General features: G+C 54.0%; 17 protein-coding genes. 13 read left to right on the top strand and 4 right to left on the bottom strand.

All coding sequences use genetic code 11. The features are described from left to right. Positions 1-9: 9 nt before the first annotated feature. On the bottom strand, positions 10-1,431 hold the full coding sequence (locus LRS40_RS15700) for an MFS transporter (protein WP_231312005.1): 1,422 nt from the start codon (positions 1,429-1,431) through the stop codon (positions 10-12). A gap of 212 nt (positions 1,432-1,643) precedes the next feature. Here LRS40_RS15700 and azuC point away from each other — a divergent pair, with 212 nt between their 5' ends. Continuing rightward, a complete protein-coding gene (gene azuC, locus LRS40_RS15705) occupies positions 1,644-1,727 on the top strand; it encodes a stress response protein AzuC (RefSeq protein ID WP_098946254.1) in 84 nt (27 codons plus the stop codon). A gap of 95 nt (positions 1,728-1,822) precedes the next feature. Continuing rightward, positions 1,823-2,074 carry a DUF2766 family protein gene (locus tag LRS40_RS15710; protein ID WP_039030868.1) on the top strand — a complete coding sequence of 84 codons (252 nt, stop codon included), beginning with the start codon at positions 1,823-1,825 and terminating at the stop codon, positions 2,072-2,074. Between the two features lie 80 nt (positions 2,075-2,154). On the opposite strand, the gene LRS40_RS15715 is transcribed toward LRS40_RS15710, so the two are convergent. Then, the gene (locus LRS40_RS15715) at positions 2,155-3,498 is read right to left on the bottom strand and encodes an anaerobic C4-dicarboxylate transporter (RefSeq protein ID WP_142486266.1); all 1,344 of its coding nucleotides are present in this window, start codon (positions 3,496-3,498) and stop codon (positions 2,155-2,157) included. 170 nt (positions 3,499-3,668) lie between these two features. Then, positions 3,669-4,157: a non-heme ferritin-like protein gene (locus LRS40_RS15720; protein ID WP_231312006.1), complete on the bottom strand. Its 489-nt coding sequence runs from the start codon at positions 4,155-4,157 to the stop codon at positions 3,669-3,671. Positions 4,158-4,224: 67 nt separating this feature from the next. On the opposite strand from LRS40_RS15720, the gene LRS40_RS15725 reads away from it, so the two are divergent. The 7 genes from LRS40_RS15725 (at position 4,225) to otsA (ending at position 12,315) form a co-directional block, all read left to right on the top strand. Further along, positions 4,225-4,922 (top strand): IS1 family transposase gene (locus tag LRS40_RS15725; protein WP_225322336.1). Its coding sequence is split into 2 segments (ribosomal slippage): positions 4,225-4,474 and positions 4,474-4,922, totalling 699 coding nucleotides; the frame shifts between segments, so codons are not numbered across the junction. A gap of 573 nt (positions 4,923-5,495) precedes the next feature. Beyond that, positions 5,496-6,053 (top strand): DJ-1/PfpI family protein, encoded by a 558-nt coding sequence (locus LRS40_RS15730; protein ID WP_142486264.1) that lies wholly within the window; start codon positions 5,496-5,498, stop codon positions 6,051-6,053. Between the two features lie 314 nt (positions 6,054-6,367). Then, positions 6,368-7,357, top strand: coding sequence for an arabinose ABC transporter substrate-binding protein AraF (gene araF, locus LRS40_RS15735; protein WP_156264095.1), 990 nt, complete (start codon positions 6,368-6,370; stop codon positions 7,355-7,357). A 67-nt stretch (positions 7,358-7,424) separates the two neighbouring features. After that, positions 7,425-8,939, top strand: a complete 1,515-nt coding sequence (gene araG / locus LRS40_RS15740; RefSeq protein WP_142486262.1) for an L-arabinose ABC transporter ATP-binding protein AraG — start codon at positions 7,425-7,427, stop codon at positions 8,937-8,939. A gap of 14 nt (positions 8,940-8,953) precedes the next feature. After that, entirely contained in the window at positions 8,954-9,934 is a 981-nt protein-coding gene (araH, locus tag LRS40_RS15745) for an arabinose ABC transporter permease AraH (RefSeq protein ID WP_142486261.1), read from the top strand. A 175-nt stretch (positions 9,935-10,109) separates the two neighbouring features. Continuing rightward, positions 10,110-10,916, top strand: a complete 807-nt coding sequence (gene otsB, locus LRS40_RS15750) for a trehalose-phosphatase (RefSeq protein ID WP_231312007.1) — start codon at positions 10,110-10,112, stop codon at positions 10,914-10,916. Continuing rightward, a complete protein-coding gene (gene otsA, locus LRS40_RS15755; RefSeq protein ID WP_231312008.1) occupies positions 10,891-12,315 on the top strand; it encodes an alpha,alpha-trehalose-phosphate synthase in 1,425 nt (474 codons plus the stop codon). The genes otsB and otsA overlap by 26 nt, the downstream gene beginning before the upstream one ends. A 20-nt stretch (positions 12,316-12,335) precedes the next feature. Here the strand turns inward: otsA and uspC are convergent, their stop codons facing one another. After that, complete coding sequence (uspC, locus tag LRS40_RS15760; protein ID WP_231312009.1) at positions 12,336-12,764, bottom strand: universal stress protein UspC; 429 nt, start codon at positions 12,762-12,764, stop codon at positions 12,336-12,338. Positions 12,765-13,550: 786 nt separating this feature from the next. On the opposite strand from uspC, the gene flhD reads away from it, so the two are divergent. From flhD to motB, 4 genes are all read left to right on the top strand, one after another. Then, positions 13,551-13,901: a flagellar transcriptional regulator FlhD gene (gene flhD, locus LRS40_RS15765; protein WP_231312010.1), complete on the top strand. Its 351-nt coding sequence runs from the start codon at positions 13,551-13,553 to the stop codon at positions 13,899-13,901. Between the two features lie 2 nt (positions 13,902-13,903). Further along, the gene (gene flhC / locus LRS40_RS15770; RefSeq protein WP_039030857.1) at positions 13,904-14,482 is read left to right on the top strand and encodes a flagellar transcriptional regulator FlhC; all 579 of its coding nucleotides are present in this window, start codon (positions 13,904-13,906) and stop codon (positions 14,480-14,482) included. 122 nt (positions 14,483-14,604) lie between these two features. After that, complete coding sequence (gene motA / locus LRS40_RS15775) at positions 14,605-15,492, top strand: flagellar motor stator protein MotA (protein ID WP_142486255.1); 888 nt, start codon at positions 14,605-14,607, stop codon at positions 15,490-15,492. Further along, positions 15,489-16,418, top strand: coding sequence for a flagellar motor protein MotB (gene motB / locus LRS40_RS15780; RefSeq protein WP_142486254.1), 930 nt, complete (start codon positions 15,489-15,491; stop codon positions 16,416-16,418). Before motA ends, motB begins: the two co-directional genes overlap by 4 nt. The last annotated feature ends 1 nt before the right edge of the window (position 16,419 follow it).

Consider the following 16,419-nt stretch of genomic DNA (forward strand, 5'->3'; position numbering starts at 1 on the left):
TGGCTTTTTTTATGCCTGCTTGTTGGATACCGCACTGCCGGCATCTTTCACCAGCCGCAGGGTATCAAACATCCCCAGCAGACAGACCAGCGCAATCGCCACAAATGCCAGCCGGAAACCGATCCCCGGTAGCGCTTCAATCCCCAGCATCTCGCTGCACAGTTCGCCAATACGGATCCCGATAGCGCCGAGGGTGATCCCCAGCCCCACCGCCAGCTGGGTGGCGGTCGAAAACAGGGTGTTGGCATAGCTCATCTGCGGGGAAGGGACGTCGGCAAAGGCGAGGGTGCTGATGGCGGTAAACTGAATGGAACGAAATACGCCGCCCAGATAGAGCACCAGCATGATGACCCACACCGGGGTTTGCGGCGTCAGGAACGCGCAGGCCAGCAGGGCCAGCACGTTCAGCGCCCCGTTGATCAGCAGCAGCTTTTTAAACCCCAGCCCGCGAATCAGCGGGGTGGTCGCCGGTTTGATGGTCAGGTTGCCGACAAACACCGCCAGCACCAGCAGACCGGAGTGGAACGCATCCATGCCGAATCCCACCTGAAACAGCAGCGGCAGCAAAAAGGGTACGGCGCTGATGGAGGCGCGGAACAGCGACCCGCCGTACATCGTCACGCGAAAGGTGGGCACCTGCAGGGCATCCAGGCGGATCATCGGCCATTCAGCGCGCCGGAAATGCCGCAGCGCATAGATCATCGTGACCACCCCGATAGCCAGCAGCGCCAGGGTGATCCCCGTATTGACCTGCTGCGCCCCCATCATCTCCATGGCGCAGACCAGGCTGACCATCGCCACCGAGGTGGCGATAAAGCCCGGTGTGTCGAACGGGCGACGGCTCTCTTCATAGATATCCGGGATAATGCGCAGCGCCAGCACGATGGCAATCAGCCCCAGCGGCACGTTAATAAAGAAAATCCAGCGCCAGTTGGCATAGCTGGTAATAAAGCCGCCCAGCGGCGGGCCGATTATCGGCGCTACCAGCGCGGGCCAGGTGAAGGTGGCGATGGCGGCGATCAGCAGATGTTTTGGCGTGGTGCGCAGCACCGCCAGCCGCCCAACCGGCACCATCAGCGCGCCGCCCATCCCCTGCAGGACGCGCATGGCGACGAACTGATCGACGCTGGTGGCAAGGCCGCACAGCACCGAAGCGAGGGTAAAAATGGCCAGCGCAAGGGTGAAAACTTTACGCGCCCCAAAACGGTCAGCGATCCAGCCGCTGGCGGGAATAAGTACCGCCAGGGTGATGAGATACGCACTGATGCCGATGTTGAGATCCACCGCCTGCACGCCAAAGCTTCTCGCCATATCGGGCAGCGCGGTGGCGATCACCGTGCCGTCGAGAAACTCCATAAAGAACGCGCCCGCGACTAACAGCGCAGCGGGAGAGATCCCGCTGGACGCTTTACCGGAGATGTTTTCGGTCATTTTTCCTCTGCCACTTCAAAATTTTTTTAAAAATTTACAGGAACAAATACGCTGCTAATCACCTGATTTGTTATTGTTTTTAACAGGAACGCTGTTTTATTTTAAATAAACTGCCGTGATGAATATCACAAAATCATTGATTTTTGTGATGAAGGTCATATTATAGGCGCATCAACAATAACACCTGCATAACATTTAGCCGGAGCATAATGATGAAATTGCGCAAAATCCTGAAAAGCATGTTCGAATCCTACTGCAAGACCTTCAAGGACGTACCGCCAGGCGCGATGTTCTGATAAAAAAACCTGCTTCGGCAGGTTTTTTTGTGCCTGCAGGCCGCATCAGGGCAGGCGTTTTGCTACTATGGCGGCCTTTCAAACAGGAGAAGCCTATGTCTCAAAACCTGAGTGCCGATCAGGAACTGATCTCTGACGTTGTTGCATGCCAGCTGGTTATCAAACAAATTCTTGATGTGATTGAAATCATCGCCCCGGCTGAGGTGCGCGAGAAGATGTCCAGCCAGCTCAAAAATATCGATTTCGCCAGCAATCCTGCCTCGGCCGACCCCGTCACGCTGCGCGCGGTTCAGAAAGCCATTGCGCTGATTGAACTGAAGTTCACGCCGCAGGGCGAGTCTCACTAAAATAAACCGACGCTTTGAATTTAGAAATGATTTTGTGAGAATAAAGTGAACGGGCGACCCGCGGTCGCCCGGTATGATGATTACAGGAAGGTCTGCACCAGCAGATAACTCACCGCACAGGCACAGCTCACCCCGATGAGCCCTGGCAGAATAAAGCTGTGGTTGATAATAAACTTGCCGATACGCGTGGTGCCCGAGCGGTCAAAGCCAATGCAGGCGAGGTCGCTGGGGTAGGTCGGCAGAACGAAATAGCCGTACGACGCGGGGAAGAAAGCAATCAGCATCTTCGGGTCAATCCCCAGCATTAACCCCATCGGCGCAACTGCCGTCAGCGCTGCCGCCTGGCTATTGACCAGCTTCGAAACTAGAAACAGCACAATGGCGTAGGTCCAGGGGTGGCTTTTCACCACGCCTTCAAGGGCCATCTTCAGCTCATCCAGATGCGCCTGGAAAAAGGTATCGCTCATCCATGCCACGCCAAAGACCGAGAAAATAGCCACCATCCCGGCCTTAAACACCGCCCCGTTTGAGATCGCCGCTGCATTCACTTTGCAGAGCATCAGCATTACCGCCCCGGCAATCAGCATCATCATCTGGATCACCAGGTTCATCGACAGCGCCGTCAGCTTGCCTTTCACCTCAAAGGCCGGACGCAGCTCGGGCAGGGCGCCCAGCAGCACCACGACGGCAATCCCGGCGAAGAAGATCCAGGTGGACCAGTACGCCTGCTTCGGGAAACGCTGATTCATCAAGGTATCGGTGCTGCCATAGATGAACTTACGCTGCTCAGGATCCTGCAACCGGGCCTGAAATTCCGCGTCGTCGGCCAGATCCTTGCCACGGCGTAGACTCCAGAGCGCGGCAATCGCCACTCCCGCCAGCGAGGCCGGGACCGAAATCGCGAGGATCTCAAGAATGCCAAATGCCTGACCCACGCCGTGCTGCGCGGCAAGAATAGACACCAGCGACACGACGGCAACCGACACCGGAGAGGCGGTAATCGCCATCTGTGAAGCAATGGACGCCACCGCCATCGGACGCTCGGGACGGATCCCTTTTTTCAGCGCGATATCGGCAATAATCGGGAACATGGTATAGACCACATGGCCTGTACCGCACAGAAAGGTCAGCATCCAGGTCGTGAAAGGGGCGAGCAGGGTAATGTGTTGCGGATGCCGCCGCAGCAGCCGTTCGGCAAACTGCATCATTACATTCAGCCCCCCGGCGGTCTGAAGCGTGGCCGCACAGCCAATGACCGCAAGGATCGTCAGCATGACATCCACCGGGGGCTTACCGGGCTGGAGCCCAAAGACAAAGCTGAGAATAAAAAGGCCAATGCCGCTTATCAGCCCCAGCCCCATTCCTCCAAACCGGGTGCCTATTAACAGGCACAGAATAATGACAATAAATTCAACGCTAATCATACGTATCCCTCGTCTGTGAAAATAAAATTTTCGCAAATCATTACACGGAGAAGGGGTATTCGGTGGGAGCCAGATCGGATTTGTTAAAGGTTAATAAAAGCAAGGGGTTGGTTGCGTTTTTGTAACAAAATTACCCGGCACAGGCCGGGTAATGAACGTGAAGTGCAGAATCAGTGGTGCTGGCAGTTGACGACGTTAAGCAGGTGGCGATCGGTCTGTTCCATACCCATGCCGGTGCGACGTGCCTGACGAACTTCATCAAGGACAGTTTTCAGTAACAACCCATCCTGCTGCTGTTCCTTTTCAATATCATGCAGGAAGTTGAGCGTGGAGATATCCTGCATCTTCCGCGCTTCATCCGTTAATTGAGTCAGGGTCAGACAGCGTTGCTCATACTCTTCCAGCGTGCGCTGGAAAACGGCTTCCAGACCATTACAGTCTTCGTCCGTCATATCCACGGGCTTCAGAACCGGCATGGCGCCTGAGGCTTTCAGAAAATCAAAAACGCGCATCATCTGCGTGACGTTGCTCTGCGCCTGGGTGCGCAGGAAGGTCGCGGAACCGGTAAGCTGATGTTCTGAACACCACTCGCTGAGGTGCAAAGAGAGATTTGACGCGTGAAACTCCAGGTTCATCTGCGTATTGAGCTTGGTAATCATATCCGAGACAGCGGTAATGCTGCCAACTTACTGATTTAGTGTATGATGGTGATTTTAAGGTGCTTGCGTGGCTTCCATTTCCATCAGATGTCCTTCCTGCTCCGCTACTGAAGGCGTGGTGCGTAACGGCAAAAGCACTGCCGGACATCAGCGCTATCTCTGCTCTCATTGCCGTAAAACATGGCAACTACAGTTCACTTACACCGCCTCTCAGCCCGGTACGCACCAGAAAATCATTGATATGGCCATGAATGGCGTCGGATGTCGCGCCAGTGCCCGCATTATGGGCGTTGGCCTCAACACGATTTTACGTCACTTAAAAAACTCAGGCCGCAGTCGGTAACCTCGCGCATACAACCGGGCAGTGATGTGATTGTCTGCGCTGAAATGGACGAACAGTGGGGCTACGTCGGTGCTAAATCACGTCAGCGCTGGCTGTTTTACGCGTATGACAGGATACGGAGGACGGTTGTGGCGCACGTCTTCGGTGAACGCACTCTGGCCACACTGGAGCGTCTTCTGAGCCTGCTGTCGGCCTTTGAGGTCGTGGTATGGATGACGGATGGCTGGCCGCTGTACGAATCACGCCTGAAGGGAAAGCTGCACGTTATCAGCAAGCGTTACACTCAGCGCATTGAGCGACATAACCTGAATCTGAGACAACATCTGGCAAGGCTGGGACGGAAGTCACTGTCGTTCTCAAAATCGGTGGAGCTGCATGACAAGGTCATCGGGCATTATCTGAACATAAAACACTATCAGTAAGTTGGAGTCATTACCCGAGACAGCCATATCCATTCCCTTTTCTTCGTTTATGTAACCTAAAAAATAATCATCATTAACGATAGTTCACTACAGAATAAAAGCATTCTGTTTTCCCTGTATGTGATCCCATATTCATTTCAGGCATCGGGTAAAAATCATCATAACAGCGGTTGGTTTATAAGAAAATCCTTATAAATATATTCTTACTAAACCTTACTTCCCATCGGCAATTTAAAACAGTGAAAGGTTTAGTGAGGAATAACGGGAATATGGTGATTCATAAGCTAATGATATTTAAGCTTATGTATAAATATAAGGCAGGTTGACCGATAACGCCGTTTAATGTTTTATTCGGTAGCACTAGAATATGCGCTTAGCAAGTAAATTAATAATTATTCCCGTAAGACGGGATAGAGATAATTCTTGCTATTAATCTTTTTTTACACCTGACGAAAATTGAGCAGGATCATTTTTGCAATAAATAGCGTGTTATGTGATCCAGCAGGAAGTTTGCCGCCCCGCACTCTGTGAAAATGAAACGTTGTTTTATGTTTTTATCTAACGGAGTTCACTATGGCAAACGTTGCGGTGCTGCTGGCACCCGGATTTGAAGAGGCGGAAGCGATCATCACCATTGATATCCTGCGCCGTCTCAACATTGAGGTAGAAACCCTGGCCTGCGCCGAATCGCGCGCGGTGGTGAGCTACCATAATATCCCGATGGTCGCGGACAGCACCCTGAGTGAGAAAATCGACTGTTACTACGACGCCGTTGTTTTACCGGGCGGGCCGCAGGGCAGTGTGAACCTCGCTGCCAGCGCCGGGGTGCTGCGTTTTATTGCCGCCCATGACGAAGCGGGCAGGATTATCGCGCCCATCTGTTCCGCGGCCGCGCGTGTGCTGGGCGGGAACGGTTTATTAAAAGGCCGTCGCTATGTCTGTTCAGGCGATCTCTGGCAGGCCGTGCAGGACGGCGTGTATGTTGATGCCCCGGTGGTGGAAGACGGCAACCTCATCAGCGGCAAAGGTCTGGGCCATGCCTTCGACTTCGCGCTGACCCTCTCTGCCCGCCTGTTAGGCGACGAAGCGCCGGTGCGCGACCACGCCGACCACATCTACTATCCCTGGTAAGATCTCCGGGCGCGCGTGCGCCCGTCTAACAAGGATATCTTAGCTGATCTTATGGACTAATCTGCTTTATCCCTTTCTATTTGTCTGACAAATACCACCGTATTTATGTCATTTTTCGCTGAATGTATGTACGCAATTACTGTAATTCTGCGGTGTGATGGCGCTCTCTTATGGATGATTAATTTCCCGCTAAAACTATCTCAAGCAAATGCGCTTTAAACACGGTTGGCGCTAATGCCTTGTTTTAAGTCCGATTAAACAGAATTGAGATGTTGTTTCCCCTACATATTAGAACGCTAAAGCTGGAGTTAACCATGCACAAATTTACTAAAGCGCTGGCGGCCATCGGTCTGGCTGCCGTTATGTCACAATCCGCTATGGCGGAGAACTTAAAGCTCGGTTTCCTGGTGAAGCAGCCGGAAGAGCCATGGTTCCAGACGGAGTGGAAATTCGCTGACAAAGCCGGGAAAGATTTGGGCTTTGAAGTGATTAAAATTGCCGTGCCGGACGGTGAAAAAACGCTGAACGCCATCGATAGCCTGGCGGCCAGCGGCGCGAAAGGGTTTGTCATTTGTACTCCGGATCCGAAACTGGGCTCCGCCATCGTGGCGAAAGCGCGCGGCTATGACATGAAGGTCATTGCGGTGGACGATCAGTTCGTCAACGCCAAAGGCAATCCAATGGATACCGTGCCGCTGGTGATGATGGCGGCGACCAAAATCGGCGAACGTCAGGGCCAGGAGCTGTATAAAGAGATGCAAAAACGCGGCTGGGATGTAAAAGACACCGCCGTGATGGCCATTACCGCCGACGAGCTTGATACCGCGCGCCGTCGCACCACCGGCTCAATGGATGCCCTGAAAGCCGCCGGCTTCCCGGAAAAACAGATCTACAAAGTACCCACCAAATCTAACGATATCCCGGGCGCCTTCGATGCGGCCAACTCCATGCTGGTCCAGCACTCTGAAGTGAAACACTGGCTGGTGGTCGGGATGAACGACAACACCGTGCTCGGCGGCGTGCGCGCCACCGAAGGCCAGGGCTTCAAAGCGGCAGACGTGATCGGCATCGGCATCAACGGCGTGGATGCGGTGAGCGAACTCTCCAAAGCACAGGCTACTGGCTTCTACGGCTCCCTGCTGCCAAGCCCGGACGTACACGGCTACAAATCCAGCGAAATGCTCTACAACTGGGTGACCAAAGGGGCAGAACCGGCGAAATTTACTGAAGTAACCGACGTGGTGCTGATCACCCGTGACAACTTCAAAGCCGAGCTGGAGAAAAAAGGACTGGGCGGTAAGTAATTTACTGTGATTGCGCCCCCCGCAAGCCAGGGGGGCAGACGTTCACTACTCGATCCTCGGAGACGTTATGCAACAGTCTGAACCGTATCTCTCTTTTCGCGGCATCGGCAAAACCTTCCCCGGTGTCAACGCGCTGACCGACATCAGCTTTGACTGCTACCCGGGTCAGGTTCATGCCCTGATGGGGGAGAACGGCGCCGGAAAATCCACGCTGCTGAAGATCCTCAGCGGCAACTACGCCCCCACAACGGGTACCCTGGCGATACAGGGCAAAGAGGTGGCGTTTGCGGACACCACCGCCGCGCTGAATGCCGGCGTCGCCATCATCTACCAGGAACTGCATCTGGTGCCGGAGATGACGGTCGCGGAAAACATCTACCTTGGGCAGCTTCCGCACAAGGGCGGTTTTGTGAACCGTTCGCTGCTCAACTATGAAGCCGGTCTGCAGCTGAAGCATCTCGGGCTGGATATTGACCCGCAGACCCCGCTCAAATATCTCTCCATCGGCCAGTGGCAGATGGTGGAGATCGCCAAAGCGCTGGCGCGCAATGCCAAAGTCATTGCCTTTGATGAACCGACCAGCTCCCTGTCGGCGCGTGAAATCGACAACCTGTTCCGGGTGATCCGCGAGCTGCGTAAAGAGGGTCGTATCATTCTGTACGTGTCGCACCGTATGGAAGAGATCTTCGCTCTCAGCGATGCCATCACCGTGTTTAAAGATGGCCGTTATGTTCGCACCTTCACCGATATGCAGCAGGTTAACCACGACCAGCTGGTGCAGGCGATGGTGGGGCGCGAGCTGGGGGATATCTATCACTGGGAGCCGCGCCAGTACGGCGGTGAGCTGCTGCGTCTGGAAGAGGTAAAAGCCCCGGGCGTACGCTTGCCGGTCAGCCTTACCGTGCGCAGCGGAGAAATCGTCGGCCTGTTCGGGCTGGTGGGGGCAGGGCGCAGCGAGCTGATGAAAGGGCTCTTTGGCGGGACCCGTATCACCGGCGGTCAGGTCTTTATCGACGGACAACCGGTCGATATCCAGAAACCGGCGCACGCCATTCGCGCAGGGATGATGCTCTGCCCGGAAGACCGTAAAGCCGAGGGGATTATCCCGGTGCACTCGGTGCGGGACAACATCAACATCTCGGCGCGCCGCAAGACCATTCGCGCCGGGTGCCTGATTAACGATACGTGGGAGGTCAGCAATGCCGATCACCACATTCGCGCGCTGAACATTAAAACCCCGGGCGCGGAACAGCTGATCATGAACCTCTCGGGCGGTAACCAGCAGAAGGCGATCCTTGGCCGCTGGCTGTCGGAAGAGATGAAGGTGATCCTGCTGGATGAACCGACCCGCGGTATCGACGTGGGGGCGAAGCACGAAATTTATAACGTGATATACGCCCTGGCAAAACGCGGCGTGGCGGTGCTCTTCGCCTCCAGCGATCTGCCGGAAGTGCTGGGTGTGGCCGACCGTATCCTGGTGATGCGTGAAGGGGCCATTGCCGGTGAATTGCTACATGAACAGGCGAACGAACAGCAGGCCTTAAGCCTCGCCATGCCTAAAGTCAGCCAGGCTGTCGCCTGAGTAAGGAGAATAAGATGTCCTCTGTCACTACATCCGGAGCGCCGAAATCGGCCTTCAGCTTTGGGCGGATCTGGGATCAATACGGCATGCTGGTGGTCTTCGCCGTACTGTTCCTCGGCTGCGCCATCTTTGTGCCTAACTTTGCCACCTTCATTAATATGAAGGGGCTGGGGCTGGCGATCTCCATGTCCGGGATGGTCGCCTGCGGGATGCTGTTCTGTCTGGCGTCTGGCGATTTTGACCTGTCGGTCGCCTCGGTTATCGCCTGCGCCGGGGTCACCACCGCGGTGGTCATCAACATGACCGAGAGCCTGTGGATTGGCGTCGCGGCCGGGCTGCTGCTCGGGGTACTCAGCGGGCTGGTGAACGGCTTTGTTATTGCGCGTCTGAAAATCAACGCCCTGATCACCACCCTTGCCACCATGCAGATCGTACGCGGGCTGGCCTATATCATCTCTGACGGTAAAGCGGTGGGGATTGAAGACGAGCGCTTCTTTACCCTCGGCTACGCCAACTGGCTCGGTCTGCCTGCGCCTATCTGGCTGACGGTGGGCTGCCTGATTATCTTTGGTTTCCTGCTGAACAGAACCACCTTTGGCCGTAATACCCTGGCGATTGGCGGTAATGAAGAGGCGGCACGTCTGGCCGGTGTCCCGGTGGTACGCACCAAGATCATCATCTTCGTGCTCTCCGGTCTGGTGTCGGCGGCGGCGGGGATTATCCTGGCCTCGCGCATGACCAGCGGCCAGCCGATGACCTCCATCGGTTATGAGCTGATTGTTATCTCTGCCTGCGTTTTAGGTGGCGTATCGCTGAAAGGCGGCATCGGAAAAATCTCATATGTGGTGGCGGGGATCCTGATTCTTGGGACGGTAGAGAACGCCATGAACCTGTTGAACATCTCCCCGTTCTCGCAGTACGTGGTACGTGGCCTGATCCTGCTTGCAGCGGTGATCTTCGACCGTTACAAACAAAAAGCCAAGCGCACCCTTTAACCCGTTTTCCTGCCTTCCACGACCTAACTTTTAAGTGTAGTCGCGACCTTAACCCCCTTTCCAGCCGCAGCGGGAAGGGGGTTGTCAAATGGCGAGCGCCGTCACACTGTCTATACTTACATGGCTACTGAGATGTTAACAGTTTTTCATCTCGCCAACTGTAAGGAGGATCAGGGTGGCCGATACGTTAACTTCACCGCCGTTACTAACTGAAAACTATGCGTACTTTTTTGACCTCGACGGGACCCTGGCAACCATCAAGCCGCACCCCGATGAGGTGGCAGTTCCCGTCGAAGTGTTAGAGGCGCTGAATCAGCTCGCGCAGCTGAACCAGGGGGCACTGGCATTGATATCAGGGCGTTCAATCGCCGAGCTGGATCAGCTCGCCGGACCTTACCGTTTTCCGCTTGCCGGTGTACACGGGGCGGAGCGCCGCGACATCCATGGTCATCTGCAAACCGTTACCCTTCCTCCGGATCTGGTCCAGACGCTGCATGCGCAGCTGACGACGGCGCTTTTATATCTGCCTGGCACCGAGCTGGAGGCTAAAGGGATGGCGTTTGCGCTCCACTATCGCCAGGCGCCCCAGTATGAGAAGGAAGTGTTTAACCTGGCGGAACAGGTGGTCCATGACAACCCGCAGCTGTCACTTCAGCCGGGTAAATGCGTGGTCGAAATCAAACCGAGGGGCATCCACAAAGGCGAAGCCATTTCTGCCTTTATGCATGAAGCGCCTTTCCTCGGCAGAACGCCGGTGTTCTTTGGCGATGACCTGACCGACGAGCATGGCTTTGAGGTAGTTAACCAGCTTAAAGGGATATCAGTGAAAGTCGGCGCGGGTGAGACCAAAGCCAGCTGGCGGCTGGCAACGGTACCCGATGTCTGGCAATGGGTAATAAAAGCCGCTAATCATCAACAAGAAAAAGAAATAGCGCAAATTAACAGGAGAAAACCTTATGGGTCGCTTGATCGTAGTTTCTAATCGCATCGCTCCCCCGGACGACAAAAAAGCCAGCGCAGGTGGCCTGGCGGTAGGGGTGCTGGGGGCGTTAAAAAGTACGGGGGGGCTCTGGTTTGGCTGGAGTGGAGAGATTGGTAATGAGGAAAAACCGCTAAAAAAGGTGACACGCGGGAACATCACCTGGGCCTCGTTTAATCTCAGTGAACAGAATTACGATGAGTATTACAGCCAGTTCTCCAACGCCGTACTGTGGCCGGCCTTTCACTATCGCCTGGACCTGGTGAAGTTTAAGCGCGAGGCCTGGGAAGGATACTCGCGGGTGAATAGCCTGCTGGCCGATAAGTTACAGCCGTTAGTCCAGCAGGACGACACGGTGTGGGTGCATGATTACCATCTGCTGCCGTTTGCCAGCGAGCTGCGTAAGCGCGGCGTCAACAACCGCATCGGCTTCTTCCTGCATATTCCTTTCCCGACGCCGGAGATCTTCAACGCGCTACCGCCCAGCGATGAACTGCTGGAAGATCTTTGTGATTACGATCTGCTGGGCTTCCAGACCGAAAACGACCGCCAGGCCTTCCTCGACAGCGTGGCCAGCAAAACGCGGCTGACGGCCCATGACGATGATTCGCACTCTGCCTGGGGCAAGCGCTTCCGCACCGAGGTCTATCCTATCGGCATTGAGCCGGACGAGATTGTTGATCAAGCCTCCGGGCCGCTGCCGCCTAAGCTGGCGCAGCTGAAAGAGGAGCTCAAGAACGTTAAAAACATCTTTTCCGTTGAGCGTCTGGATTATTCAAAAGGGCTGCCGGAACGTTTTCAGGCCTATGAGACCCTGCTGGAGAAATATCCCGAGCACCACGGTAAGATCCGCTATACCCAAATCGCGCCGACCTCGCGTGGCGAGGTCCAGGCCTATCAGGACATTCGACACCAGCTTGAAAACGAAGCCGGGCGCATCAATGGCCGCTACGGCCAGCTGGGCTGGACTCCGCTGTTCTACCTCAACCAGCATTTTGAACGCAAAATTCTGATGAAAGTGTTCCGCTATGCTGATGTCGGGCTGGTGACGCCGCTGCGTGACGGTATGAACCTGGTGGCGAAGGAGTACGTTGCCGCGCAGGATCCGACCGACCCCGGGGTTCTGGTGCTGTCGCAGTTTGCCGGTGCCGCCAATGAGCTCACCTCAGCGCTGATCGTCAATCCTTACGATCGGGATGATGTGGCCAACGCCCTGCACCGGGCGCTGAATATGCCGCTCACGGAGCGTATCTCACGCCATGCGGAAATGATGAAAGTCATTCGCGAGAATGATATTGACCGCTGGCAGGCGCGTTTTATTGACGATCTGAATCAGATCACGCCCCGCAGCGTGGAGAGCAACCTGCAAAAAAAGGTCGCAACCTTCCCTAAACTTGCCTGAATAATATTCCACTCAGCGCATTAAACTGCGCTGAGTGGAATTAACAGCACATCCACTTTACTGTTGCTAACTATTGTTTTTGCGGAACAGGCTGCACGCGAAAAAAAGCTGTGGTTATGATTTCCGCATATCACCAGGTCTACGTTCTGTTTTTGACATATATCAAATATCTGCTCGCTTAGTTCGCCTGTCGCACAGAGTGTTTGCGCAATGGGATATTCTGCGCGGGCAATAAGATCGGCCAGAAATTGCTGGGTTTCCTCCTGAATAACGCCACGAATATCTTCCAGCATCGGTGCGGCCAGTTGGTTGTACATCTCAGGATCGGCAGAAAGGGTGACCAGAGTGATGCGTGCCTGGGTCGGACGAGCAATCGCGACCGCTTTGGCGACCAGTTGATGGCTTTCAGGGGAAACAGAAACAGAAACAAGGATATGGGAGTAACTCATCGTACCCTCCAGACGTATCTGTACATTAGCGATTCCTCAGCTTTAGCGCGATTTTTTTACTGGCGCAAGAGCATAAAATGACATTCATGTGATGCTTATCATAATTATTCATTAAATATTCTTATGTAATGAATAGCGCTAACCCCTCCTACTGGGGGTAAAACAGGGTTCTTAACGTAAATCATACAATTGAAACCCTCGCAAAAACAAGGGGATTAACGCCCCTGCAACAACCACTCAGCCGTAAACGAAAGAAATTACTTACGTATTTACCCTAGTTTTATTTATTATATTTCAATAAGTTATATTGCTGTTTCTATCTTAGATATACGTATGGTTTTTGCAAATTTGTAAGTTGTCAACCCCCGGCAAGTAACGTGCCGGGTTTGTTCATACTTCTGCATGAATATTCGTCCATACAGAATATATCCTGGTGCTATTTGCTCATAAAACAGACAATTTAGAAGTGATGCTGATGGATTTTTGGTTCCAATTCACTTAAATTATGTGACGTAGATCACATTTATTTTAAATTTCGGGCGAGGCCGCATTGTATGTCCTACACCGGACGGGTAGAGTTGCACCGAATTAGGAAAAATCTTAGTTAATTGTAAGAAGTGATAACTGTCAGGAAGCAATTATTGTTTTTTTACGTGATTAATCAATACAGAACTTAATTCAACTATGCGTTTTAGCCTTTTCTTCTTTTTTTACCGGGGTTTTCCCGGCGACATCACGGGGTGCGGTCTACCGCACAAGAATATAGTGTTATTCGGGAAGGGATAAATGAACACATCCGAATTGCTAAAACACATCTATGACATCAACCTGTCATATTTATTGCTTGCACAACGTTTGATTAGCCAGGACAAAGCCTTGGCGATGTTCCGTCTGGGTATTCATGAAGAGATGGCGACAACACTTGGCGGTTTAACGCTGCCACAGATGGTTAAACTGGCCGAAACTAATCAGTTAGTTTGTCAGTTCCGTTTCGATAATCACCAGACGGTGACGCAGCTGACTCAGGAGTCCCGCGTGGACGATCTGCAGCAGGTTCACACCGGTATTTTGCTTTCTACCCGTTTGCTTAACGAAATCAGCCAGCCTGATGACGCAGCCCGTAAGAAAAGGGCATAACAATGAGTGAGAAGAGCATTGTTCAGGAAGCGCGTGACATTCAATTGGCGATGGAACTGATTACGCTTGGTGCTCGTTTACAGATGCTTGAAAGCGAGACACAGCTGAGCCGTGGTCGTCTTATCAAACTCTATAAAGAATTACGTGGTAGCCCGCCGCCAAAAGGCATGCTGCCATTTTCCACCGACTGGTTTATGACGTGGGAGCAGAATATTCATGCTTCCATGTTCTGTAATGCCTGGCAGTACCTGCTCAAGACCGGCTTATGCAGCGGCGTTGATGCGGTGATTAAAGCGTACAAACTTTACCTCGAGCAGTGCCCGCAGCCTGAAGAAGGCCCTTTGCTGGCACTGACCCGCGCATGGACGCTGGTGCGTTTTGTTGAAAGCGGATTGCTTGAGTTATCGCGCTGCAACTGCTGCAGCGGTAACTTTATCACCCACGCACATCAGCCCGCTGGCAGCTTTGCCTGCAGTTTGTGCCAACCACCGTCTCGCGCGGTAAAAAGACGTAAACTTTCCCGGGATGTTGCCGATAGTAATCCACAACTGCTGGATGAACAGATCGAACAGGCTGTTTAACCCGAACGTATGGGCAAGATTCCAGCAGCGGTAAGCAATTACCGCTGCTTTTTTTTGCCCCGCGGACGGGTAAACCCCGAACTGTGTATCCTGGCTAAAGTCACTAGCGGAAGGATGATGTCGTGCTTATCGTATTAGGTTACCTGGTAGTTCTCGGTACAGTTTTCGGCGGTTATATGATGACCGGCGGGCACCTTGGGGCACTCTATCAACCGGCCGAACTGATCATAATCGGTGGTGCAGGGGTGGGTGCATTTATCGTTGGCAACAACGGCAAGGCGATCAAGGGAACGTTAAAAGCGTTGCCGTTACTGTTCCGTCGTTCGAAATACACTAAAAGTATGTATATGGACCTGCTGGCGCTGCTCTATCGCCTGATGGCCAAGTCGCGTCAACAGGGGATGTTCTCCCTGGAACGTGATATTGAGAATCCGAAAGAGAGCGAGATCTTCGCCAGCTATCCGCGGATCCTCGCCGACTCGATGATGCTCGAGTTTATCGTCGACTATCTGCGCCTGATCATCAGCGGCAACATGAACACCTTCGAAATCGAAGCGTTGATGGACGAAGAGATCGAAACCCACGAAAACGAAGCGGAAGTGCCGGCCAACAGCCTGGCGATGGTGGGCGATTCTCTGCCAGCGTTCGGTATCGTAGCAGCGGTAATGGGGGTGGTTCACGCCCTGGCCTCTGCGGATCGCCCGGCGGCAGAGCTGGGGGCGCTGATCGCCCACGCCATGGTGGGGACCTTCCTCGGCATCCTGCTGGCATACGGTTTTATCTCCCCGCTGGCGACCGTATTACGCCAGAAGAGCGCTGAAACCACCAAAATGATGCAGTGCGTCAAAATCACGCTGCTCTCCAACCTCAACGGTTATGCGCCGCCGATCGCGGTAGAGTTTGGCCGTAAAACCCTTTACTCCAGCGAGCGTCCATCGTTTGTCGAACTCGAAGAGCACGTGCGCGCGGTGAAGAATCCAAACCAGCAGACGAGCAATGAGGACGCATGAAAAACCAGTCCCATCCCATCGTCATAGTCAAAAAGCGCAAGCATAAAGGGCATGGGGGAGGCTCCCATGGCTCCTGGAAGATCGCCTATGCGGACTTTATGACCGCGATGATGGCGTTCTTTCTGGTGATGTGGCTGATCTCTATCTCCAGCCCGAAAGAGCTGATTCAGATAGCAGAATATTTCCGCACTCCGCTGGCGACGGCGGTGTCGACGGGTCCGCGTATCTCCAACAGTGAAAGCCCGATCCCGGGCGGCGGCGATGATTACACCCAGCAGCAGGGTGAAGTGAAACGCGAGCCCAACGTTGACGAACTGAAAAGACGTATGGAACAGGCGCGCCTGAAGAAACTGCGCGGCGATCTGGATCAGCTGATCGAAGCGGATCCAAAGCTGCGCGCCCTGCGTCCGCACCTGAAGATTGACCTCGTTCAGGAGGGGCTGCGCATTCAGATTATCGACAGCCAGAACCGACCAATGTTTAAAACCGGCAGCGCCGAAGTAGAACCCTATATGCGCGACATCCTGCGCGGGATTGCCCCGGTGTTGAACGGCATCCCAAACCGAATCAGTCTTTCCGGTCACACCGATGACTTCCCTTACGCCGGTGGCGAAAAAGGGTACAGCAACTGGGAGCTCTCTGCGGATCGTGCTAACGCATCCCGTCGTGAGCTGGTGATCGGCGGGCTGGACGATGGCAAGGTGCTGCGGGTCGTCGGCATGGCCGCAACCATGCGCATGACTGACCGCGGGCCGGAAGATGCCATCAACCGTCGTATTAGTCTCTTAGTGCTCAACAAGCAGGCGGAGCAGGCCATCCTGCATGAAAACGCCGAAAGTCAGAATGAGTCACTGGATGATTTAAAACAGCCAGGCCCTGTGCCGTCGGCTGCCGTTCCAACATCGCCACCAGCCAATCCGAGGTGAT

Source organism: Leclercia sp. G3L (genome assembly GCF_021117075.1).
Classification (GTDB): domain Bacteria; phylum Pseudomonadota; class Gammaproteobacteria; order Enterobacterales; family Enterobacteriaceae; genus Enterobacter; species Enterobacter adecarboxylatus_C.

Coding starts and splice junctions, on each gene's coding strand:
- LRS40_RS15700 (WP_231312005.1), bottom strand. CDS start 1,431: ATGACCGAAAACATCTCCGGTAAAGCGTCCAGCGGGATCTCTCCCGCT.
- LRS40_RS15720 (WP_231312006.1), bottom strand. CDS start 4,157: ATGATTACCAAGCTCAATACGCAGATGAACCTGGAGTTTCACGCGTCA.
- LRS40_RS15715 (WP_142486266.1), bottom strand. CDS start 3,498: ATGATTAGCGTTGAATTTATTGTCATTATTCTGTGCCTGTTAATAGGC.
- LRS40_RS15730 (WP_142486264.1), top strand. CDS start 5,496: ATGGCAAACGTTGCGGTGCTGCTGGCACCCGGATTTGAAGAGGCGGAA.
- uspC (WP_231312009.1), bottom strand. CDS start 12,764: ATGAGTTACTCCCATATCCTTGTTTCTGTTTCTGTTTCCCCTGAAAGC.
- flhD (WP_231312010.1), top strand. CDS start 13,551: ATGAACACATCCGAATTGCTAAAACACATCTATGACATCAACCTGTCA.
- motB (WP_142486254.1), top strand. CDS start 15,489: ATGAAAAACCAGTCCCATCCCATCGTCATAGTCAAAAAGCGCAAGCAT.
- otsA (WP_231312008.1), top strand. CDS start 10,891: ATGGGTCGCTTGATCGTAGTTTCTAATCGCATCGCTCCCCCGGACGAC.
- flhC (WP_039030857.1), top strand. CDS start 13,904: ATGAGTGAGAAGAGCATTGTTCAGGAAGCGCGTGACATTCAATTGGCG.
- araH (WP_142486261.1), top strand. CDS start 8,954: ATGTCCTCTGTCACTACATCCGGAGCGCCGAAATCGGCCTTCAGCTTT.
- LRS40_RS15710 (WP_039030868.1), top strand. CDS start 1,823: ATGTCTCAAAACCTGAGTGCCGATCAGGAACTGATCTCTGACGTTGTT.
- araF (WP_156264095.1), top strand. CDS start 6,368: ATGCACAAATTTACTAAAGCGCTGGCGGCCATCGGTCTGGCTGCCGTT.
- azuC (WP_098946254.1), top strand. CDS start 1,644: ATGAAATTGCGCAAAATCCTGAAAAGCATGTTCGAATCCTACTGCAAG.
- araG (WP_142486262.1), top strand. CDS start 7,425: ATGCAACAGTCTGAACCGTATCTCTCTTTTCGCGGCATCGGCAAAACC.